The sequence below is a fragment of the Citrobacter sp. CF971 genome (assembly GCF_006385635.1).
Taxonomy (GTDB): domain Bacteria; phylum Pseudomonadota; class Gammaproteobacteria; order Enterobacterales; family Enterobacteriaceae; genus Citrobacter; species Citrobacter freundii.
Genome location: NZ_CP041051.1, coordinates 4,432,529 through 4,452,686 on the forward strand (window position 1 = coordinate 4,432,529; position 20,158 = coordinate 4,452,686).

Here is a 20,158-nt window from a genome sequence, read left to right on the forward strand (position 1 = left end):
GCTTGCGCCTTATCCGGCCTACATGCGCGGGTGCCACTACACGATTTACATCATGACGACGTCGAACTGCTCCTGGTTATACAGCGGTTCGATTTGTACTTTGACCTGTTTGCCGACAAAGATCTCAACCTCCGCCAGCGCATGTGACTCTTCACCTTTCAGGGTTTCAGCCACTGCCGGAGAGGCATAAACCAGGAAACGATCGGAGTCATATGCATGGTGTACCCGCACGATTTCGCGCATGATTTCATAACATACGGTTTCCACCGTTTTCACCGTACCACGCCCATGGCAGGTTGGACACTCGTTGCACAATACATGTTCCACGCTTTCACGTGTGCGTTTGCGCGTCATCTCCACCAGGCCCAGCTGTGAAAAACCGTTAATGCTGGTTTTTACACGATCCTTGCTCAGAGCCTGCTCCAGGGAGTGCAGCACCCGGCGACGGTGATCTTCATTATTCATGTCGATAAAATCGATAATGATAATGCCGCCGAGGTTACGCAGACGCAGCTGACGAGCAATGGCCTGCGTTGCTTCAATATTAGTATTAAAGATAGTGTCGTCGAGATTACGATGCCCAACAAACGCGCCGGTATTGATGTCGACGGTGGTCATCGCTTCAGTTTGATCGATGATCAGATAACCGCCGGACTTCAGCTCAACTTTGCGTTCCAGCGCGCGCTGGATTTCATTCTCTACATCAAAGAGATCAAAAATAGGCTGACGCCCGCTGTAATGTTCCAGCTTGCTGGTCATCTCGGGGATATATTCCGCCGTAAATTCCAGTAACGCCTCATAGGTCAGACGGGAGTCGACGCGGATGCGGTCAAGCTGCGCATCAGCAAAGTCACGCAACACGCGCTGTGCCAGTGCCAGTTCACCGTACATCTGGTAGCGCGTTTGCGGGCGCTTTTTACGCTCCATGACTTTTGTCCAGACGCGTTTCAGGTAGGCAGCATCCGAGGCCAGATCCTCTTCGCATACGCCTTCTGCCGCCGTGCGAATGATGAAACCACCCTGCTCATCGCAGTAATCCGCCACCACTTTTTTCAGACGTTCGCGTTCCGTTTCGCTTTCGATACGTTGGGATACGCCAACGTGCGAGGCCCCCGGCATAAAAACGAGATAACGGGAAGGAAGCGTGATGTCCGTCGTCAGGCGTGCGCCCTTCGTTCCCAAAGGATCTTTTACCACCTGCACCATCAGATCCTGACCCTGGCGCACCAGTTCAGAAATGTCGCGTACGGTGAACTGTTTTTGTTCTTCACCCGCCACGCATTCGGTGTGCGGCATGATGTCAGAAGCGTGAAGAAATGCGGCTTTATCCAGTCCAATATCTACAAAAGCCGCCTGCATACCCGGAAGTACACGACTTACACGACCTTTGTAGATATTGCCTACGATTCCGCGTCGCGCCTCACGTTCAATATGAATTTCCTGCAGAATACCGCCATCAATGTAAGCCACCCGAGTTTCCGATGGCGTTACGTTTACCAACAATTCAGCCGTCATGTTTATCCCTTTTCTCACGCAGTGCGTTAAAATTGGTCAGCAACTCATACGTTTCTACCAGCGGTAAGCCGACTACGGCGTGATAGCTGCCATTTATCTTCCTGACAAAACAGCCACCCAACCCTTGAATACCGTATGCACCTGCTTTATCCATTGGTTCACCGCTGGCAACATAACCCGCGATGTCCTCATCGGTTAGTGCTCTGAATGTCACTTCCGTCACTACCAGGCAGTCCAGACTGTGCTGGCAATCGGCCAGTGCCACGGCCGTCATAACTTGATGCGTTTTGCCCGACAGTTTGCGCAGCATTGCTGCGGCGTGGGCAGCGTCGTGCGGTTTTTCCAGCACTTCGCCATTAAGGATAACGATGGTATCCGCACCCAATACCGGCAAATCGCGCGGTGCCAGCGCTACACCAGCCTGCGCTTTTTCGCGCGCCAGACGGGAAACGTACTGCTGCGCACTTTCCTGCGGGTGCCGCTGTTCTTCAATCCCAGGGATCAGTCGTTCAAACGTAACACCAAGCTGAGCGAGCAACTCCTGACGACGTGGAGAACCTGAAGCAAGATACAGAGTATTCATATCAACCTTATTGCACCGCAAACTGCTGACGGACTTTACGCATCAGTAAGAATAGCCATGGCCAAAGCACGCCATTCACTACACTACTCCAGAACACTTCAGGTCTGAAAGAGACGTTGATCACTAAAAACTCGGCCCAGAAAACAATAATATCCACGACCAGTGATAACAACATGACCACCAGCGCCTGTTGCCAGAGCGCGAGGTTTCGGAATAGCTGGAATTTCAGCGCGACCAGATAAGCAATGATACTCATCGACAATGCGCGCACGCCAAGCGTGGAGCCGCTGATGAGATCCAGTATGGCACCCACCACAAATCCCGTGCCCACATTTACGCGATGCGGCAGCGCCAGGATCCAATACAACAAGATGAGCAGTACCCAGTTTGGCCGGAAAACCAGAATGTCATCCGGCCAGGGCATGACTTGCAGCAACAGTGCAATAAGGAACGAGAGCCAAATCACCCAACGTCCCTGGCTACGATAGCTTGCCACTTACTGTCCTCCCGGCTTACGCGGAGCAGGTTGTGGCGGCGTGGTATCCACAGGCGCAGAAGTCACACCTGTTGCAGGAGTTGGCACTGGCGCAGGCGGCCCCATGGCATCTGGTGCTGGCAGAACTTGCGGCATCATTTGCATCAGACGTTCATTGGCAACGCGGTGTACTTCTTCCGGCGTCATCGGGTTCGCGCCATTACGATCGGCACCCCACAACAGCAACAGATAGCGCAAACGCTGCAGACCCGCGGTCGGGCGAGCCTGAATCACGGTATAAGCGCGCTGAGTGTCCAGCTTAACGGAAGAAACAACAGCAACCGGATAACCTTCAGGGAAACGCCCGCCCAGACCCGAGGTGACCAGCACATCGCCAACGCGAATGTCGGTATTGGCCGGCAGGTGTTCGAGCTGAAGATCGTCAGTGCAGCCGTTACCCGCAGCGATCACGCGAATATCGTTACGCAGAACCTGAATGGGCAGCGCATGCGTCGCATCGCAAATCAGCAGCACGCGGCTCGTCAGTTTAGCCACCGCCACGACCTGACCCACAACGCCTTTGTCACTAATAACCGGCTGACCTTCGTAGACGCCGTTAACGCTCCCTTTGTCGATCACCACCTGATCGCTGTAAGGGTCATTAACCGTTGAGATGACCTGCGTCACCATCTTTTGTTCGTCCTGACGCAATGGCGATCCCAGCAGCTCGCGCAAACGCGCGTTCTCCTGTTTGTATTGCCCCAGCATCAGCAGTTCGCTATTTTTCAGCAGCAGTTCCTGACGCAATGCCCGGTTTTCAAGTTCGAGTTGGTCACGCGAAGCCAGCGTTTGCGACACGCCGTCGAGTAATTCACGAGGACCATTTGAGATAAAGTAGAAAGGACTGACGGCGGTATCCATGTACGTTCGGATTTGACTAAACGTACCCAAGCGGCTGTCGGCAATAATAACGCCGAGCGCCACCAGCACCGCCAGAATAAGGCGAATCTGTAGCGAAGGGCCACGGCTAAAAATTGGCTTCATAGTCTATGCGTATTCTCGTATCAGAGCGGAAGGGCAACCCGCGGGGGCTACCCAACCTGCATCCGATTACTCTTCGCTGAACAGGTCGCCGCCGTGCATGTCGATCATTTCCAGCGCCTTGCCGCCGCCGCGCGCCACGCAGGTCAGCGGATCTTCAGCAACAACAACTGGAATACCGGTTTCTTCCATTAACAGACGGTCAAGGTTACGCAGCAGCGCACCGCCACCGGTCAGCACCATACCGCGTTCGGAGATGTCAGACGCCAGTTCCGGCGGGCACTGTTCCAGTGCAACCATTACCGCGCTAACGATACCGGTCAGCGGTTCCTGCAGGGCTTCCAGAATCTCGTTGGAGTTCAGGGTAAAGCCGCGCGGAACGCCTTCAGCCAGGTTACGACCGCGAACTTCGATTTCGCGCACTTCGTCGCCCGGATAAGCGGAACCGATCTCGTGTTTAATACGTTCTGCGGTCGCTTCACCGATCAGAGAACCGTAGTTACGACGAACATAATTAATGATGGCTTCATCAAAGCGGTCGCCGCCAATACGAACAGAAGAGGAGTAAACCACGCCGTTCAGGGAGATAACAGCAACTTCAGTGGTACCACCACCGATATCAACAACCATTGAACCGGTTGCTTCAGAAACTGGCAGACCCGCACCGATCGCAGCCGCCATCGGCTCTTCGATCAGGAAGACTTCACGAGCACCTGCGCCCTGAGCTGATTCACGGATCGCACGGCGTTCAACCTGAGTTGCTCCAACCGGTACACACACCAGTACGCGCGGGCTTGGGCGCATGAAGCTATTGCTGTGCACTTGCTTGATAAAGTGCTGGAGCATTTTTTCAGTCACGAAGAAGTCAGCGATAACGCCGTCTTTCATTGGGCGAATTGCAGCGATATTGCCCGGCGTACGACCCAGCATCTGCTTCGCATCATGACCTACTGCAGCCACGCTTTTCGGCGAACCGGCACGATCCTGACGAATGGCCACAACAGAAGGCTCATTCAATACGATGCCTTGTCCTTTTACATAAATAAGGGTATTCGCGGTACCCAGGTCAATGGACAGGTCATTGGAAAACATGCCACGAAATTTTTTCAACATACTAAGGGATAATCCTGAAAGCTGGGGCGGAAAACAAAATCCGCTTACTTTACCAACCACACGCAGCAGCGACAAGGCGCAAAAATCATCTGCTACGGTGAAAATTAGTGCAGTTCGTTTCCTTTGTTACAAAACCGGCCTGAGTCCATCAGGGCTGAATAAATCAGCAGCACTCCTCGCTTTTGTTTGCAACCTGTCAAAGGTCATTCACCTGCATGTTTGCTGTTACAACCTGGCGAGCAGGCAAGCACACCCCCAGAAGGCACAGCGCGCGTTATTCTACGTGAAAACAAATTAAACGGCAGGTTAAACCGAGTATCTTTGCGAATATTTTTTCACGTTAGTGTCAAGTGGTTGTGATGCAGCAAAAAAATCCCCTTGCCCACCCGCAACTCCGCGTTCTGTCAGCGTATGCCACTCACTACGCGAACGTACGCCCGTAGCGTAAACCTGCGTGGGTGTTCCCGAACAGGCCTCCACCAGGCTTTGAACCAGAAGCTGATTTTCCGTTCGCTTATCAATGTTCCTCACCAGACTTGGATGCAGCTTCAATAACTCAACGTTAAGCTCTTTAATCCAACTGGTGCTCACCAGCGTTAACCCCGCCTGCGTAACGGCAATACGCACGCCCAGCGCATTCATCAATCTGATAACGGGCTGTAACCGGCTGATATGTTGACAGACATCTGCCTCAGCAAGTTCAATAATTATGCGTTTGCGTAATGATTTTTCGCACTGCATCAGCGTATCACGCAGCCAGCGCTGAAAACGTGGGCGAATAAGCGATTCAACCGTTATCTGCATCGCCAGATTTTCCTGCGGCCAGTAACCCAAAAGCAGGGTCAGACGGCTTATCTGCAAACGGTCATACTCTTCAGCCAGGCCAAATTGAAGGACCATCGGCATATATTCCGCCGAAATGACCTCTTCGTTACCATCAAAAATACGGCACATCAGCTCCCGATGGTGCACCCGCCCTTCACGGGTTACTGCAGGCTTTTGATAAATTCTCGGCCCGCCCCGGCTGAGCATCTGTTCGATCAGCGTTCGCCAGCGTACGTTGCCCCGACCTTTTTCCGGCAGCGAGTCATCATAGACCGACCAGCTATTTCCGCCCTGCAATACCGAATTCCGCGTGGCTGCTTCAGCATGATCCATCACTTGCTCCGGCGACTGACCGCTGCGGCAAACGCAAATGCCAATATGAACCATATCGGCACGATCGATCATTTTATTAGCCGGAAGTGCATCTACCGCTTTTAATAATTGCCCGGCAATACTTTCCGCCTCTTTCAACGTGCGGTGTGGCAGCAGGATGGCAAAATCGCTACGGTGGTAACGCGCAAGCAACGCGCCCGGATAGCGCGTCATAAAAGTCGACAACAAATTGATCAGCGTCGAGATTTGTTCTTCCGCGAGGGTGATTCCCCAGCTATCGCGCAGCAGCGTAAAGTCCGGCAGGCGTACCATCATCACGACGCCATGCGAGCCTACTTTTTCCTGATCTTCCAGCAGCGTGGCCAGTTGGTTATCAAAGAACAGGCGGTTGCTTAGCCCAGTTTTTGTGTCCTGCGCGACATAGGAACGAATCAGCGTATCCAGACGGCTGCGTTGCTCGCGAGCATTTTGAATTTCAGTCAGCAGCATATCGAGCGCACTGCTGGTGCGCGCAGGCCATTCATAGACCGTTCCCCGCACGTTCGGCCCACGTTCGCCGTTCAGAATACGTGTGGAACGAATCTCCAGCAGCTCCTGACCCGAAAGCTGGCGCTGAAGCCAGCGCACAGACAAAAAGAGCATCAGAATAATGAAAGCAATGGCTATCGTGAGCGGTGCGGTGGTCAGTAGCGAATGGAAATAGTTACCCATCGGATCCTGATAAACCAGACGCAATGACATGCCCGGATGCTTGACCAACGGTACGGTGATCTCGCGGTAAAGATTGTTCGTCCCTGCCGGTCGGTAGCTACTGGTGCGCGAGTGGTCATACACCACGTGTTCGCCCTGCAACAGTTCGATGCGCACGATATCAACAGAAACCATCAGCTCATCGATTTGCGGGGTTAACGCAACGACATCTCTGGAGACCAGATGCGTATCAATCGCCGTCGCGACCGCCTGCACGCGCGTGGTGAACTTATATTGAATAGCGTTATAGAAACTCAGCGAACAGCCGATCAGAGTCACGAAGATCGTTAACCCAGTAAGCAGCGTGACAAAAGCTGAAAATTTCGTCGTTAATCGCATCCTTGTGTTAACTCCGACAGTTATGAAACAGGCCTGAAAGTGATAAAGCGACCCAAAAATGCAAAACTGAACGCAAAATCCGTCCATTTATACATACAGTGTGGGCATACTACCAAATCAGGTATATCTGGCAATTTATTGCGCAGAATCGGCATCATGTTTTGATTAGCGAGTATAGTCTTCATTAATAATTTTCCAATCCACTATACGAATTGAGGACAGGTTATGCAGGCTTTGATCTTAGAACAGCAGGACGGTAAAACCCTCGCATCCGTTCAACCCCTCGACGAAAATCAGCTACCTGAAGGCGATGTTACGGTGGATATCCACTGGTCAAGCCTGAACTATAAAGATGCTCTGGCTATCACTGGCAAGGGTAAAATCATTCGTAATTTTCCGATGATTCCTGGTATCGATTTCGCCGGTACCGTGCGTGCAAGCGAAGATCCCCGTTTTCATGCGGGTCAGGAAGTGTTACTGACCGGCTGGGGCGTGGGTGAAAATCATTGGGGTGGACTGGCAGAGCGCGCACGCGTGAAAGGCGACTGGCTGGTTGCGCTGCCAAAAGGACTGGATGGGCGTAAAGCCATGGTCATCGGTACCGCCGGCTTTACCGCTATGCTGTGCGTAATGGCGCTTGAAGATGCAGGTATTCGCCCGCAAGACGGTGAAATTGTCGTCACCGGCGCCAGCGGCGGCGTGGGCAGCACAGCCGTTGCGTTACTGCATAAGCTGGGTTATCAGGTTGCGGCGGTTTCGGGCCGTGAAAGCACCCACGACTACCTGAAAAGCCTGGGCGCTAACCGTATTCTTGGCCGCGATGAGTTTGCCGAGTCTCGTCCGCTGGAAAAACAGCTGTGGGCTGGCGCGGTGGATACCGTTGGCGACAAAGTTCTGGCAAAAGTTCTGGCGCAGATGAACTACGGTGGCTGCGTTGCCGCCTGCGGCCTGGCGGGTGGTTTCGCTCTGCCGACCACGGTGATGCCATTCATTCTGCGTAACGTTCGTTTGCAAGGAGTGGACTCGGTGATGACCCCGCCGGCACGCCGTGCAGAGGCCTGGGCGCGTCTGGTTAAGGATCTGCCGGAATCTTTCTATGCTCAGGCGGCAACGGAAATTACGCTGGCTGATGCGCCGAAGTTCGCCGATGCCATCATCAATAACCAGGTGCAAGGCCGTACGCTGGTGAAGGTGAAGTAACAGGCCCTGGCGCAGAAATTTACACTTAATTATCCAAATTTCGCAGCACATCTACAGACTCCCTGCCATATTAACTACGCGTCCCCTGTCAGTTATGACGCGTAAGCCGGGAGTCTGTTATGAAGAAATTACGTCCATTTACAGAAGCCGACGTCACTGACGAGTCGGCTTTTTTTATGCAGCGTCGCCAGGTGCTGAAAGCACTAGGGATCAGCGCAGCCGCGTTGTCTTTACCCCACTCTGCTCAGGCTGACCTTCTGAGTTGGTTTAAGGGTAATGACCGCCCGCCCGCACCTGCAGGTAAGCCGCTTGATTTCAGTAAGCCCTCCGCCTGGCAAAATTCACTTCCTTTAACGCCTGCGGATAAGGTTTCTGGCTACAACAACTTCTACGAGTTCGGTCTCGATAAAGCGGATCCGGCAGCCAATGCAGGCAGCCTGAAAACCGATCCGTGGACGTTGCAAATCAGTGGCGAGGTGGCAAAACCACTCACCCTCGATCACGATGCGCTGACCGCCCGTTTCCCGCTGGAAGAACGGATTTATCGGATGCGCTGCGTGGAAGCCTGGTCAATGGTCGTGCCGTGGATCGGCTTTCCGTTACATAAACTGCTGGCGCAGGTTGAACCCACCAGCAACGCAAAGTATGTCGCGTTCGAAACGCTGTACGCACCGGATGATATGCCGGGACAGAAAGATCGCTTTATTGGCGGCGGGCTAAAATATCCCTATGTTGAAGGACTGCGTCTGGATGAAGCAATGCACCCACTCACACTGCTTACTGTGGGGGTTTATGGTAAGGCCCTTCCGCCACAAAATGGCGCGCCCATTCGCTTAATTGTGCCGTGGAAATATGGATTTAAAGGCATTAAGTCGATCGTGAGTATCAAACTCACGCGCGAACGCCCTCCGACAACCTGGAATCTGGCCGCGCCCAATGAATACGGATTTTATGCCAACGTGAATCCGCATGTCGATCACCCCCGCTGGTCCCAGGCCACTGAGCGTTTTATTGGCGCAGGCGGTATCCTGGACGTACAGCGTCAGCCCACGCTGATGTTTAACGGCTATGCCGAAGAGGTTGCATCACTGTATCGCGGACTCAATTTGCAGGAGAATTTTTAAGTGCGTCTGACCGCAAAGCACATTATCGGGCTGAAAGTTTGCCTGCATCTTGCCGGTTTATTGCCGTTTGTCTGGCTATTTTGGGCGGTAAATCACGGCGGCCTGAGCGCCGATCCGGTCAAAGATATCCAGCACTTTACCGGTAGGACAGCTCTGAAATTCTTGCTGGCGACCTTGCTGGTCTCTCCACTCACGCGCTACGCTAAACAGCCATTATTGATACGCACACGTCGTCTGTTAGGGCTATGGTGTTTCGCCTGGGCAACGCTGCATTTAACCAGCTACGCGTTACTGGAGCTGGGCATTAATAATCTGGCGTTATTAGGGCGCGAATTACTTACGCGACCTTATTTAACATTGGGCATTGCTAGCTGGGTCATATTATTCGCCCTCACCTTAACGTCTACGCAAGCTGCACAGAGAATGCTGGGTAAAAAATGGCAGTATCTGCACAACTTCGTCTATCTTGTGGCGATCCTGGCACCCATACATTATCTGTGGTCGGTAAAAATTATCTCCCCTCAACCGATTATTTATGCAGCGCTCGCGGCGGTGCTGTTAGCGTGCCGTTACAAGAAGTTTCGCCAGTGGTGGCGGTAGTTTCACGTTATGTGCAGTGCGTTGCAAAACACGGACGATCCGATTTTCTTTACATGTTAACGGTTGATTATCTTCCCTGATAAGACCAGTATTTAGCTGCCAATTGCTACGAAATAGTTATAATGTGCGACTTTGCTATCCCCGGTAGCGTTTTTAAAGCGCGGAAAGGGTGACAATCGCATATTGAAGGTATATTTTGTCTTTTACCCGAAAATGGCAGAAGATAGCCGCACAATGACTAACAAGTCTGGCAATCTCATTTAATGGCAGCAGCACCCAGTGCAGCGCCTGAGATGCGTGGCATCTTGTCACTCACTGTTATAAAAATGCTATACAGACGGCGGTAAAACGCTTGTCACAATCTCACTAAACAAAGAGTACGGAACCCACTCATGGATATTCGTAAGATTAAAAAACTGATCGAGCTGGTTGAAGAATCAGGCATCTCCGAACTGGAAATTTCTGAAGGCGAAGAATCTGTACGCATCAGCCGTGCAGCGCCAGCTGCAAGTTTTCCGATGATGCAACAGGCTTATGCTGCACCAGTGATGCAGCAGCCAGCTCTGTCTAACGCTGTCGCACAAACTGCCTCTCCAAGTATGGAAGCTCCGGCAGCAGCGGAAATCAGTGGTCACATCGTACGCTCCCCAATGGTTGGTACGTTCTACCGCACCCCGAGCCCGGATGCGAAAGCGTTCATCGAAATCGGCCAGAAAGTGAATGCGGGCGATACCCTGTGCATCGTTGAAGCCATGAAAATGATGAACCAGATCGAAGCCGACAAATCCGGCGTAGTTAAAGCGATTCTGGTAGAAAGCGGTCAACCGGTAGAATTTGACGAGCCGCTGGTCGTCATCGAATAACGAGGCGAACATGTTGGATAAAATTGTTATCGCCAACCGCGGCGAGATTGCCTTGCGTATTCTTCGTGCCTGTAAAGAACTGGGCATCAAGACTGTCGCGGTGCATTCAAGCGCGGATCGCGATTTAAAACACGTATTGCTGGCGGATGAGACGGTCTGTATTGGCCCGGCAGCATCCGTAAAAAGCTATCTGAACATCCCGGCTATCATTAGCGCTGCTGAAATCACTGGCGCGGTGGCAATTCACCCGGGTTATGGCTTCCTCTCTGAGAACGCCAACTTTGCTGAACAGGTAGAACGTTCCGGCTTTATCTTCATCGGCCCGAAAGCCGACACCATCCGCCTGATGGGTGACAAAGTGTCCGCAATCACCGCGATGAAGAAAGCAGGTGTACCAACAGTCCCAGGCTCTGACGGCCCGCTGGGTGATGACATGGACGCTAACCGCGCTCATGCTAAACGCATCGGTTATCCGGTTATCATCAAAGCCTCCGGCGGCGGCGGCGGTCGCGGTATGCGCGTCGTGCGCAGCGATGCCGAACTGGCACAATCCATCTCCATGACCAAAGCGGAAGCGAAAGCGGCTTTCAACAACGACATGGTTTACATGGAGAAGTACCTGGAAAACCCACGCCACATTGAGATTCAGGTGCTGGCAGACGGTCAGGGTAACGCAATTTATCTGGCAGAGCGTGACTGCTCCATGCAGCGTCGTCACCAGAAAGTTGTCGAAGAAGCACCAGCACCGGGCATTACTCCGGAACTGCGTCGCTACATCGGCGAGCGTTGCGCCAAAGCCTGTGTTGATATCGGCTATCGCGGGGCGGGTACTTTCGAGTTCCTGTTCGAAAACGGCGAGTTCTACTTCATTGAGATGAACACCCGTATTCAGGTTGAACACCCGGTAACCGAAATGATCACCGGCGTTGACCTGATCAAAGAGCAACTGCGCATCGCAGCGGGTCAACCGCTGTCCATCAAGCAGGACGAAGTTGTGGTTAAAGGCCATGCGGTAGAATGCCGTATCAATGCCGAAGACCCGAACACCTTCCTGCCAAGCCCGGGTAAAATCACGCGTTTCCACGCGCCGGGTGGTTTTGGTGTGCGTTGGGAGTCTCATATTTACGCAGGCTACACCGTACCTCCGTACTATGACTCAATGATCGGTAAGCTGATCTGCTATGGCGAAAACCGCGACGTCGCTATCGCCCGTATGAAAAACGCCTTGCAGGAACTGATCATCGACGGTATCAAAACCAACGTTGACCTGCAGATCCGTATCATGAATGACGAGCACTTCCAGCACGGTGGAACCAATATCCACTATCTGGAGAAAAAACTCGGACTTCAGGAAAAGTAAGCGTGCGTTAACCAAAAAGGCCGGAAATTCCGGCCTTTTGTTTTTCTCCCCTCCCGCACGTGCCATAAGGTACAATCCCCGCTTTCTTTATCCACAAGGGACAAAAAATGGACGCTCGTTTTGTTCAGGCCCATAAAGAGGCGCGCTGGGCGCTGTGGCTAACCCTTTTATATCTGGTTACATGGTTAGTGACCGCTTACTTACCTGATTCAACGCTGGGTTTTACCGGCTTACCGCACTGGTTCGAAATGGCCTGCCTGCTAACGCCGCTGGTTTTCATCGTGCTGTGCTGGGCGATGGTGAAGTTTATCTATCGCGACATTTCGTTGGAGGATGACGATGCAGCTTGAAGTTATTTTACCGCTGGTCGCCTATCTTCTGGTGGTCTTCGGTCTTTCTGTTTACGCCATGCGTAAGAGAGTGACCGGTACCTTCCTGAATGAATATTTCCTTGGCAGCCGTTCCATGGGCGGGGTCGTGTTAGCGATGACGCTAACGGCAACCTACATTAGCGCCAGCTCGTTTATTGGCGGTCCTGGCGCTGCTTACAAATACGGACTGGGATGGGTGCTGCTGGCGATGATCCAGTTGCCTGCCGTCTGGCTCTCATTGGGGATTCTTGGTAAGAAATTCGCGATTCTGGCGCGTCGTTATAATGCTGTTACCCTCAACGATATGCTGTTTGCGCGCTACCAGAGCCGCCTGCTGGTGTGGCTGGCGAGTCTCAGCCTGCTGGTCGCGTTTGTCGGAGCAATGACCGTACAGTTTATTGGCGGCGCACGTCTGCTTGAAACCGCAGCGGGCATTCCTTACGAAACTGGATTGCTGATTTTTGGCGTCAGTATCGCATTGTATACGGCGTTCGGCGGATTTCGCGCCAGTGTACTGAACGATACCATGCAGGGTATGGTGATGCTGATTGGAACTATCGTTTTGCTGGTCGGCGTCGTCCATGCTGCCGGTGGCCTTAGCAATGCGGTGGTAACCCTGCAGACTATCGATCCTAAACTGGTCTCACCGCAAGGCGCTGATGATATTTTGTCACCCACGTTTATGACCTCATTCTGGGTGCTGGTATGCTTTGGCGTGATTGGCCTGCCGCATACGGCGGTACGCTGCATCTCTTATAAAGACAGTAAAGCGGTACACCGCGGCATTATCATCGGCACCATAGTGGTGGCGATCCTGATGTTTGGTATGCATCTGGCGGGTGCTCTGGGACGGGCGGTAATCCCTGACCTGACGGTACCAGATCTGGTTATCCCTACGCTGATGGTCAAAGTCTTGCCGCCGGTCGCTGCCGGGATTTTCCTCGCGGCCCCAATGGCTGCGATCATGTCGACGATCAATGCTCAATTGCTGCAAAGTTCCGCTACGATCATTAAGGATCTGTACCTGAACCTTCGCCCGGAACAGCTGGAAAACGAAACCCGGCTGAAGCGCATGTCAGCAGTGATTACCCTATTGCTGGGCGCGTTACTGTTGCTGGCCGCCTGGAAACCACCAGAGATGATTATCTGGCTGAATCTGCTGGCGTTTGGCGGGCTGGAAGCCGTCTTCCTGTGGCCGCTGGTGCTGGGCCTGTACTGGGAGCGAGCAAACGCGGCTGGCGCATTGAGCGCGATGATTGTCGGCGGCGTGCTTTATGCTTTACTCGCCACCTTTAACGTTCAGTTCCAGGGCTTCCATCCGATCGTGCCCTCGTTACTGATAAGCTTGCTGGCTTTCCTGATCGGCAACCGTTTCGGTTCCGCCGTCCCGCAAGTCGCCATATTGACTACTGATAAATAAAGAGTTTTGCCATGCCATGGATCCAACTGAAACTGAACACGACCGGTGCCAACGCTGAAGAGTTGAGCGATGCGCTGATGGAAGCGGGCTCCGTTTCCATTACTTTCCAGGATACGCATGATACGCCGGTATTTGAACCTCTGCCGGGCGAGACTCGCCTGTGGGGTGATACCGACGTTATCGGCTTGTTCGATGCAGAAACCGACATGAAAGAAGTTGTTGCCATCCTGGAACAGCATCCGCTGCTGGGTGAAGGCTTCGTGCATAAAATCGAACAGCTCGAAGACAAAGACTGGGAACGCGAATGGATGGATAACTTCCACCCAATGCGCTTTGGCGAACGTCTGTGGATTTGCCCGAGCTGGCGCGATGTCCCGGATGAGAATGCTGTCAACGTGATGCTGGACCCGGGTCTGGCGTTTGGTACAGGCACGCACCCCACCACCTCTCTGTGCCTGCAATGGCTGGACGGTCTTGATCTTAACGGTAAAACGGTTATCGACTTTGGCTGCGGCTCCGGCATTCTTGCCATTGCGGCACTGAAACTGGGTGCGGCGAAAGCCATTGGCGTGGATATCGATCCGCAAGCGATTCAGGCCAGCCGTGATAACGCCCAGCGTAATGGTGTTTCTGAGCGTCTGGAGCTTTATCTGCCGAAAGACCAGCCAGAGGCGATGAAAGCCGACGTGGTGGTCGCCAACATCCTTGCTGGCCCATTACGTGAACTGGCTCCGTTAATCAGCGTACTGCCCGTAGAAGGCGGTTTGCTGGGGCTTTCTGGTATTCTTGCCAGCCAGGCGGAAAGCGTCTGTGAAGCCTATGCCGATCTCTTTACGCTCGATCCGGTTATCGAGAAAGAAGAATGGTGCCGCATTACCGGTCATAAAAAATAATCCCTTCCGGCGTGGTTATCTGACCACGCCATTTTCAGACAATAGACCAGCACAGCGATACCTCTCCTCGGGATACAATATTTAATTGATTTTGTTAATTTTTATATTGTTTTCGTTGAGTGTACGTATGCATTTCTATCGTTTTACAACAACTTTACTAACAGCATGCTTGATGCCTCTGACAACGCTGGCCACATCATGGGGATATACCGGAGAGAACGGCCCTGCGCAGTGGGGAGAAATCAGCAAAGCGTATGCAACGTGCCAGACCGGAATAAATCAATCACCCATTGATATCCAGACCGCCACCACCAATAAACTCGGCCTTCCTGCGCTCAGCATACAATACGTCGACGGCCCAACAAGATTTCGTAGCATCAACCATACGCTGCAGGCAACAATGAGTCGCTATACCGCAAACTATATTAATATTGATGACAAGATTTATTACCTGAAACAATTAGATTTTCACGCGCCGAGCGAACATACCCTCAACGGTAGAACCTATCCTCTGGAGCTGCAGTTAGTCCACAAAAACCAACACGGAGACATCGCCATCGTAGCGGTCATGTTTGATATCGACGAACCTAACCAGGCGATTCAAAATCTGTGGGAGTCCTTTCCAACCATGACGGACAATAGCATGCCCATTTTTTCGCCAGTCAATATCAACCAGCTTTTACCCGACGATAAAACATACTGGCGCTATAGCGGTTCGCTAACTACACCTCCCTGCACCGAAGGCGTCACCTGGGCTGTCCTGAAAACGCCTGTTGCTCTTTCAGCCGAACAGTTGGATAAATTTCACTACATTGTTGGGCCTGCAAACAATCGCCCGCTGCAGCCGTTGAATGAACGCAAGATTACGGACAGCTATTCTGGGGATACCGAGATCCTGTACTAAAATGAGGTAGCGATCACACAATGGCGAGGTGATTTGCTGATTAATTCAGCAGAATATCTTGTCAGTACCTTCTGCTGCTGAAGAAAAAATGAGAAGTTACGCAAAATTATATGTGTATATAAAATCGACACATTTTTATAATACAATGATTTATATGATTAAATATTTTCATGCGTTCACATTTACGGCAATTCATTGATCCACCTCAGTGGATTGGTCAAAGTTTGGCCTTTCATCTCGTGCGAAAAATGCGTAATATACGCCGCCTTGCAGTCACAGTATGGTCATTTCTTAACTCATGCGCATCGGACAATACCAGCTCAGAAATCGCCTGATCGCAGCACCTATGGCTGGCATCACTGACAGACCATTCAGGACGCTGTGCTATGAGATGGGAGCAGGATTGACGGTATCCGAGATGATGTCTTCTAACCCTCAGGTTTGGGAAAGTGACAAGTCTCGTTTACGGATGGTGCACGTTGATGAGCCAGGAATTCGCACGGTGCAAATTGCCGGTAGCGACCCTGTTGAGATGGCCGATGCCGCACGTATTAACGTGGAAAGCGGCGCCCAGATTATTGATATCAATATGGGGTGTCCGGCTAAAAAAGTGAATCGTAAGCTCGCAGGTTCAGCCCTCTTGCAGTACCCGGATTTAGTGAAGTCGATACTAACCGAGGTCGTCAATGCAGTGGACGTTCCTGTCACACTCAAGATTCGCACCGGCTGGGCTCCGGAACACCGTAACTGCGTAGAGATTGCCCAACTGGCTGAAGATTGTGGCATTCAGGCTCTGACCATTCATGGACGCACCCGCGCCTGTTTGTTCAATGGAGATGCTGAGTACGACAGTATTCGGGCAGTTAAGCAGAAAGTTTCCATTCCGATTATCGCGAATGGCGACATTACTGACCCGCATAAAGCCAGAGCTGTACTCGACTATACGGGGGCAGATGCCCTGATGATAGGACGTGCAGCTCAGGGAAGACCCTGGATCTTTCGGGAAATCCAGCATTATCTGGACACTGGGGAGCTGCTGCCCCCGCTGCCTCTGGCAGAGGTGAAGCGCTTGCTTTGTGCGCACGTTCGGGAACTGCACGACTTTTATGGTCAGGCAAAAGGGTACCGAATTGCGCGTAAACACGTATCCTGGTATCTCCAGGAACACGCTCCGGATGACCAGTTTCGGCGCACATTCAACGCCATTGAAGATTCCAGCGAACAGCTGGCGGCGTTGGAGGCATACTTCGAAAATTTTGCGTAAACAGAAATAAAGAGCTGACAGAACTATGTTCGAACAACGCGTAAATTCTGACGTACTGACCGTTTCTACCGTTAACTCTCAGGACCAGGTAACTCAAAAGCCCCTGCGTGACTCGGTTAAACAGGCACTGAAGAACTATTTTGCTCAATTGAATGGTCAGGATGTTAACGATCTCTATGAGCTGGTACTGGCTGAAGTAGAACAGCCCCTGTTGGACATGGTGATGCAATACACCCGCGGTAACCAGACCCGTGCTGCCCTGATGATGGGCATCAACCGTGGTACGCTGCGTAAAAAACTGAAAAAATACGGCATGAACTGATACTAATCAGTTAAATGTTTGTTTTAAAAGGCGCTACTCGGCATGGGGAAGCGCCTTTTTTATTAACTTCACACGGGAGGCTTTGGCGATGAACGCAAGATGTGAACCTGTCTATTTTGGCGATGAATCTAAAAAGATAATCCTGGGTGATGCACTGACCGAACTGAAAAAGCTGCCTTCTGAAAGCGTCGATCTCATTTTTGCCGATCCACCTTATAACATCGGTAAAGATTTTGACGGGATGGTGGAGTCCTGGGATGAAGAGGCTTTTCTGGCGTGGCTGTTTGAGTGCATTGACGAGTGCCATCGCATTCTCAAACCGCACGGCACCATGTACATCATGAACAGTACGGAGAACATGCCGTATATTGACCTCAAATGCCGCCAGCTCTTTACTATCAAGAGCCGTATCGTGTGGTCATACGATAGCTCAGGGGTACAGGCCAAAAATTACTTTGGTTCGATGTATGAACCGATCCTGATGATGGTAAAAGATCAGAAAAACTACACATTTAATCGTGACGATATTCTGGTTGAAGCCAAAAGCTGGTCAACTGCGTCGACCTCGAATAGCGCCACCACCCCCACTTCAGCAGCCGTCAGGCCTGGCGGCTAAAACTACCCCACCTGACTCACACTCTGCGCTAATTGCCTTACGCTACCATCTGGGCTTAACATTTTTAATACATTATCAACTAATACTGGCGCTTGTTTATAAAGATCATAACTCATTGGATTAATGAGCCAGTTTTTAACAATGCCACTAAAACTCCCATGAAGAATAATTATTATAACGTCTAAATCAAGGCTGGTTGCGATAAGTCCGTCGTCCATACATTTTTGCAAGGCAATGCGCATACCCAGATGATTGATACCAATTTTTTCACGAATAGCCTGTTCCGATATCATATCGTTATGGAATTCACATTTATGATATAAAATTTGCATTAATGCCTGCTGGCGAGGATTCTGCGCAATATATTGCAACCCCACAACTAACTTTTCACGCAGTCGCTGTAAAGGATTATCTCCCCAACGGCCAATAAGCTGGTCCTGAATAAGATCGCGCAATGGCGGTTGTTGTAACCATAGTTCATTAAACAATTGCGTCTTGTTTTCAAAATGCCAATACAGCGCCCCCCGCGTCACGCTGGCGGCGTCTGCAATGTCGTTTAGCGTCGTATTGCTTACGCCACGTGCGGCAAACTGTACAATCGCTGTTTCTATCAGGTGCTGCCGCGTTTTGAGGGCATCAGCTTTCGTTTTTCTGGCCATGGTTTCAGCTGTCTGAGGTAAGGGTAAGGTAGAGAATGATTAACTTTCTTATCTAATATTTGCGGTACGGAACAAATGTATCACTTAGCATTTATTTAAACGAGCCCTAAAAAATATTATTACTGACTTTGCACACGAATAAACAAAACAAATACCAACAATCAATATATTCATAAACCAAATGCTTATTTCAATTTGTGTTTATACGCATCATATTATTGCTATTAACACCTCAATGAAACAACAGCCGATTAATCTCTTTTTGCTTTTACGTGCCGTGAATCGCACCCATAAATAAGTATTGCTTACATCGCTAGCTAATAATTTGTAGGATAGCCAACTATTATTTTCTCTTGTGCGCGTTATCGCCCCTGCATTACCCGGTTAATAACGAGCGTTCGGTTTTTTAAGGAATTGAAATGACGAAAAATGCCAGGTTTTCACTCCTGCCCTCATTCATCATCGTCTCCGCTGCATTACTCGCCGGTTGTAACGATCAGGGAGAAACACAAGCTCATCCCGCAGAACCGCAGGTGACTGTTCATGTCGTCGAAAAGGCTCCTTTAGCTGTAACGACCGAATTACCCGGGCGCACAACGGCATTCCGAATTGCAGAAGTCCGTCCCCAGGTCAGCGGGATAGTGCTTAAACGGAATTTCACTGAGGGAAGCGATATTGAAGCCGGACAGTCGCTTTATCAGATCGATCCCGCGACTTACCAGGCCGACTATGACAGCGCCAAAGGTGAACTGGCGAAGAGTGAAGCGGCGGCTGCAATCGCGCATTTAACGGTAAAACGCTATGTGCCATTGGTTGGCACCAAGTACATCAGTCAGCAAGAGTACGATCAGGCAATTGCTGATGCTCGTCAGGCCGATGCCTCCGTGATCGCGGCAAAAGCGGCGGTCGAAGGCGCGCGTATCAATCTGGCCTACACAAAAGTGACATCGCCGATTAGCGGACGCATCGGTAAATCTAACGTCACCGAAGGCGCATTAGTCACGAATGGCCAGGCTACAGAGCTTGCTACCGTTCAACAACTCGATCCCATTTACGTCGACGTAACACAGTCCAGTAACGACTTTATGCGCCTCAAACAGTCTGTTGAACAAGGGAGTCTGCATAAAGACAGCACCAGCAGTACGGTCGAACTGGTGATGGAAAATGGTCAGTCATACCCGCTAAAAGGCTCTTTGCAGTTTTCTGATGTGACGGTTGATGAAAGCACCGGATCAATCACCCTCAGAGCCGTGTTCCCTAACCCACAGCATACGCTGTTGCCGGGCATGTTTGTGCGCGCACGCATTGATGAAGGTGTTCAGCCAAATGCCATTCTCGTTCCGCAGCAGGGGGTAACGCGTACGCCTCGCGGCGATGCCACCGTAATGGTCGTCAATGACAAGAGTCAGGTTGAGTCTCGCGCAGTCGTTGCCGCACAAGCCATTGGCGACAAATGGCTTATCAGCGAAGGCCTGCAACCGGGGGACAAAGTTATCGTGAGCGGCTTACAGAAAGCACGTCCAGGCGTTCAGGTTAAAGCAACCGCCGATACCGAAACTCCTGCCGCGAAAGCCCAATAAGGTAACCG

The 20,158-nt window shown here is 51.5% G+C and carries 19 protein-coding genes and 1 pseudogene; 13 read left to right on the forward strand and 7 right to left on the reverse strand.

The genetic code is table 11. The features are described from left to right. Positions 1-45: 45 nt before the first annotated feature. The 6 genes from rng to csrD form a co-directional block, all read right to left on the reverse strand. On the reverse strand, positions 46-1,515 hold the full coding sequence (gene rng, locus E6P06_RS24925; RefSeq protein ID WP_003025190.1) for a ribonuclease G: 1,470 nt from the start codon (positions 1,513-1,515) through the stop codon (positions 46-48). Then, on the reverse strand, positions 1,505-2,098 hold the full coding sequence (locus E6P06_RS24930; RefSeq protein ID WP_003839891.1) for a nucleoside triphosphate pyrophosphatase: 594 nt from the start codon (positions 2,096-2,098) through the stop codon (positions 1,505-1,507). Before E6P06_RS24930 ends, rng begins: the two co-directional genes overlap by 11 nt. Before the next feature lie 7 nt (positions 2,099-2,105). Beyond that, a complete protein-coding gene (mreD, locus tag E6P06_RS24935; protein WP_003025196.1) occupies positions 2,106-2,594 on the reverse strand; it encodes a rod shape-determining protein MreD in 489 nt (162 codons plus the stop codon). Next, positions 2,595-3,617: a rod shape-determining protein MreC gene (gene mreC, locus E6P06_RS24940; protein ID WP_003844819.1), complete on the reverse strand. Its 1,023-nt coding sequence runs from the start codon at positions 3,615-3,617 to the stop codon at positions 2,595-2,597. A 66-nt stretch (positions 3,618-3,683) separates the two neighbouring features. Then, the gene (mreB, locus tag E6P06_RS24945; protein WP_000913396.1) at positions 3,684-4,727 is read right to left on the reverse strand and encodes a rod shape-determining protein MreB; all 1,044 of its coding nucleotides are present in this window, start codon (positions 4,725-4,727) and stop codon (positions 3,684-3,686) included. A gap of 306 nt (positions 4,728-5,033) precedes the next feature. Beyond that, on the reverse strand, positions 5,034-6,974 hold the full coding sequence (csrD, locus tag E6P06_RS24950) for an RNase E specificity factor CsrD (protein ID WP_016151068.1): 1,941 nt from the start codon (positions 6,972-6,974) through the stop codon (positions 5,034-5,036). A gap of 225 nt (positions 6,975-7,199) precedes the next feature. Here csrD and E6P06_RS24955 point away from each other — a divergent pair, with 225 nt between their 5' ends. From E6P06_RS24955 to E6P06_RS25010, 12 genes and pseudogenes are all read left to right on the forward strand, one after another. Beyond that, the gene (locus E6P06_RS24955) at positions 7,200-8,174 is read left to right on the forward strand and encodes an MDR family oxidoreductase (RefSeq protein ID WP_016151069.1); all 975 of its coding nucleotides are present in this window, start codon (positions 7,200-7,202) and stop codon (positions 8,172-8,174) included. A 119-nt stretch (positions 8,175-8,293) separates the two neighbouring features. Continuing rightward, positions 8,294-9,298, forward strand: coding sequence for a protein-methionine-sulfoxide reductase catalytic subunit MsrP (gene msrP / locus E6P06_RS24960; protein WP_003844816.1), 1,005 nt, complete (start codon positions 8,294-8,296; stop codon positions 9,296-9,298). Next, positions 9,299-9,898 (forward strand): protein-methionine-sulfoxide reductase heme-binding subunit MsrQ, encoded by a 600-nt coding sequence (msrQ, locus tag E6P06_RS24965; RefSeq protein WP_057063162.1) that lies wholly within the window; start codon positions 9,299-9,301, stop codon positions 9,896-9,898. Positions 9,899-10,290: 392 nt separating this feature from the next. Continuing rightward, positions 10,291-10,761, forward strand: coding sequence for an acetyl-CoA carboxylase biotin carboxyl carrier protein (gene accB / locus E6P06_RS24970; RefSeq protein WP_003025210.1), 471 nt, complete (start codon positions 10,291-10,293; stop codon positions 10,759-10,761). Positions 10,762-10,771: 10 nt separating this feature from the next. Beyond that, positions 10,772-12,121 (forward strand): acetyl-CoA carboxylase biotin carboxylase subunit, encoded by a 1,350-nt coding sequence (accC, locus tag E6P06_RS24975; RefSeq protein WP_003025213.1) that lies wholly within the window; start codon positions 10,772-10,774, stop codon positions 12,119-12,121. Between the two features lie 107 nt (positions 12,122-12,228). Continuing rightward, positions 12,229-12,471, forward strand: a complete 243-nt coding sequence (locus E6P06_RS24980; RefSeq protein ID WP_003025216.1) for a YhdT family protein — start codon at positions 12,229-12,231, stop codon at positions 12,469-12,471. Beyond that, on the forward strand, positions 12,461-13,912 hold the full coding sequence (gene panF / locus E6P06_RS24985; protein ID WP_139935820.1) for a sodium/pantothenate symporter: 1,452 nt from the start codon (positions 12,461-12,463) through the stop codon (positions 13,910-13,912). The genes E6P06_RS24980 and panF overlap by 11 nt, the downstream gene beginning before the upstream one ends. 11 nt (positions 13,913-13,923) lie before the next feature. Continuing rightward, positions 13,924-14,805 carry a 50S ribosomal protein L11 methyltransferase gene (gene prmA, locus E6P06_RS24990; RefSeq protein WP_016151073.1) on the forward strand — a complete coding sequence of 294 codons (882 nt, stop codon included), beginning with the start codon at positions 13,924-13,926 and terminating at the stop codon, positions 14,803-14,805. Between the two features lie 172 nt (positions 14,806-14,977). Further along, positions 14,978-15,709, forward strand: a complete 732-nt coding sequence (locus tag E6P06_RS24995) for a carbonic anhydrase (protein WP_231385730.1) — start codon at positions 14,978-14,980, stop codon at positions 15,707-15,709. A gap of 298 nt (positions 15,710-16,007) precedes the next feature. Next, positions 16,008-16,973 carry a tRNA dihydrouridine synthase DusB gene (gene dusB / locus E6P06_RS25000; protein WP_003025224.1) on the forward strand — a complete coding sequence of 322 codons (966 nt, stop codon included), beginning with the start codon at positions 16,008-16,010 and terminating at the stop codon, positions 16,971-16,973. A gap of 25 nt (positions 16,974-16,998) precedes the next feature. Further along, complete coding sequence (gene fis, locus E6P06_RS25005; protein WP_000462905.1) at positions 16,999-17,295, forward strand: DNA-binding transcriptional regulator Fis; 297 nt, start codon at positions 16,999-17,001, stop codon at positions 17,293-17,295. A gap of 88 nt (positions 17,296-17,383) precedes the next feature. Further along, positions 17,384-17,833: pseudogene (locus E6P06_RS25010) on the forward strand (DNA methyltransferase); the annotation flags it as partial. An 80-nt stretch (positions 17,834-17,913) separates the two neighbouring features. Here the strand turns inward: E6P06_RS25010 and envR are convergent. Beyond that, positions 17,914-18,570, reverse strand: coding sequence for an acrEF/envCD operon transcriptional regulator (gene envR, locus E6P06_RS25015; protein ID WP_139935821.1), 657 nt, complete (start codon positions 18,568-18,570; stop codon positions 17,914-17,916). A 419-nt stretch (positions 18,571-18,989) separates the two neighbouring features. On the opposite strand from envR, the gene E6P06_RS25020 reads away from it, so the two are divergent. Beyond that, positions 18,990-20,150, forward strand: a complete 1,161-nt coding sequence (locus E6P06_RS25020) for an efflux RND transporter periplasmic adaptor subunit (protein ID WP_032938256.1) — start codon at positions 18,990-18,992, stop codon at positions 20,148-20,150. Positions 20,151-20,158 lie beyond the last annotated feature (8 nt).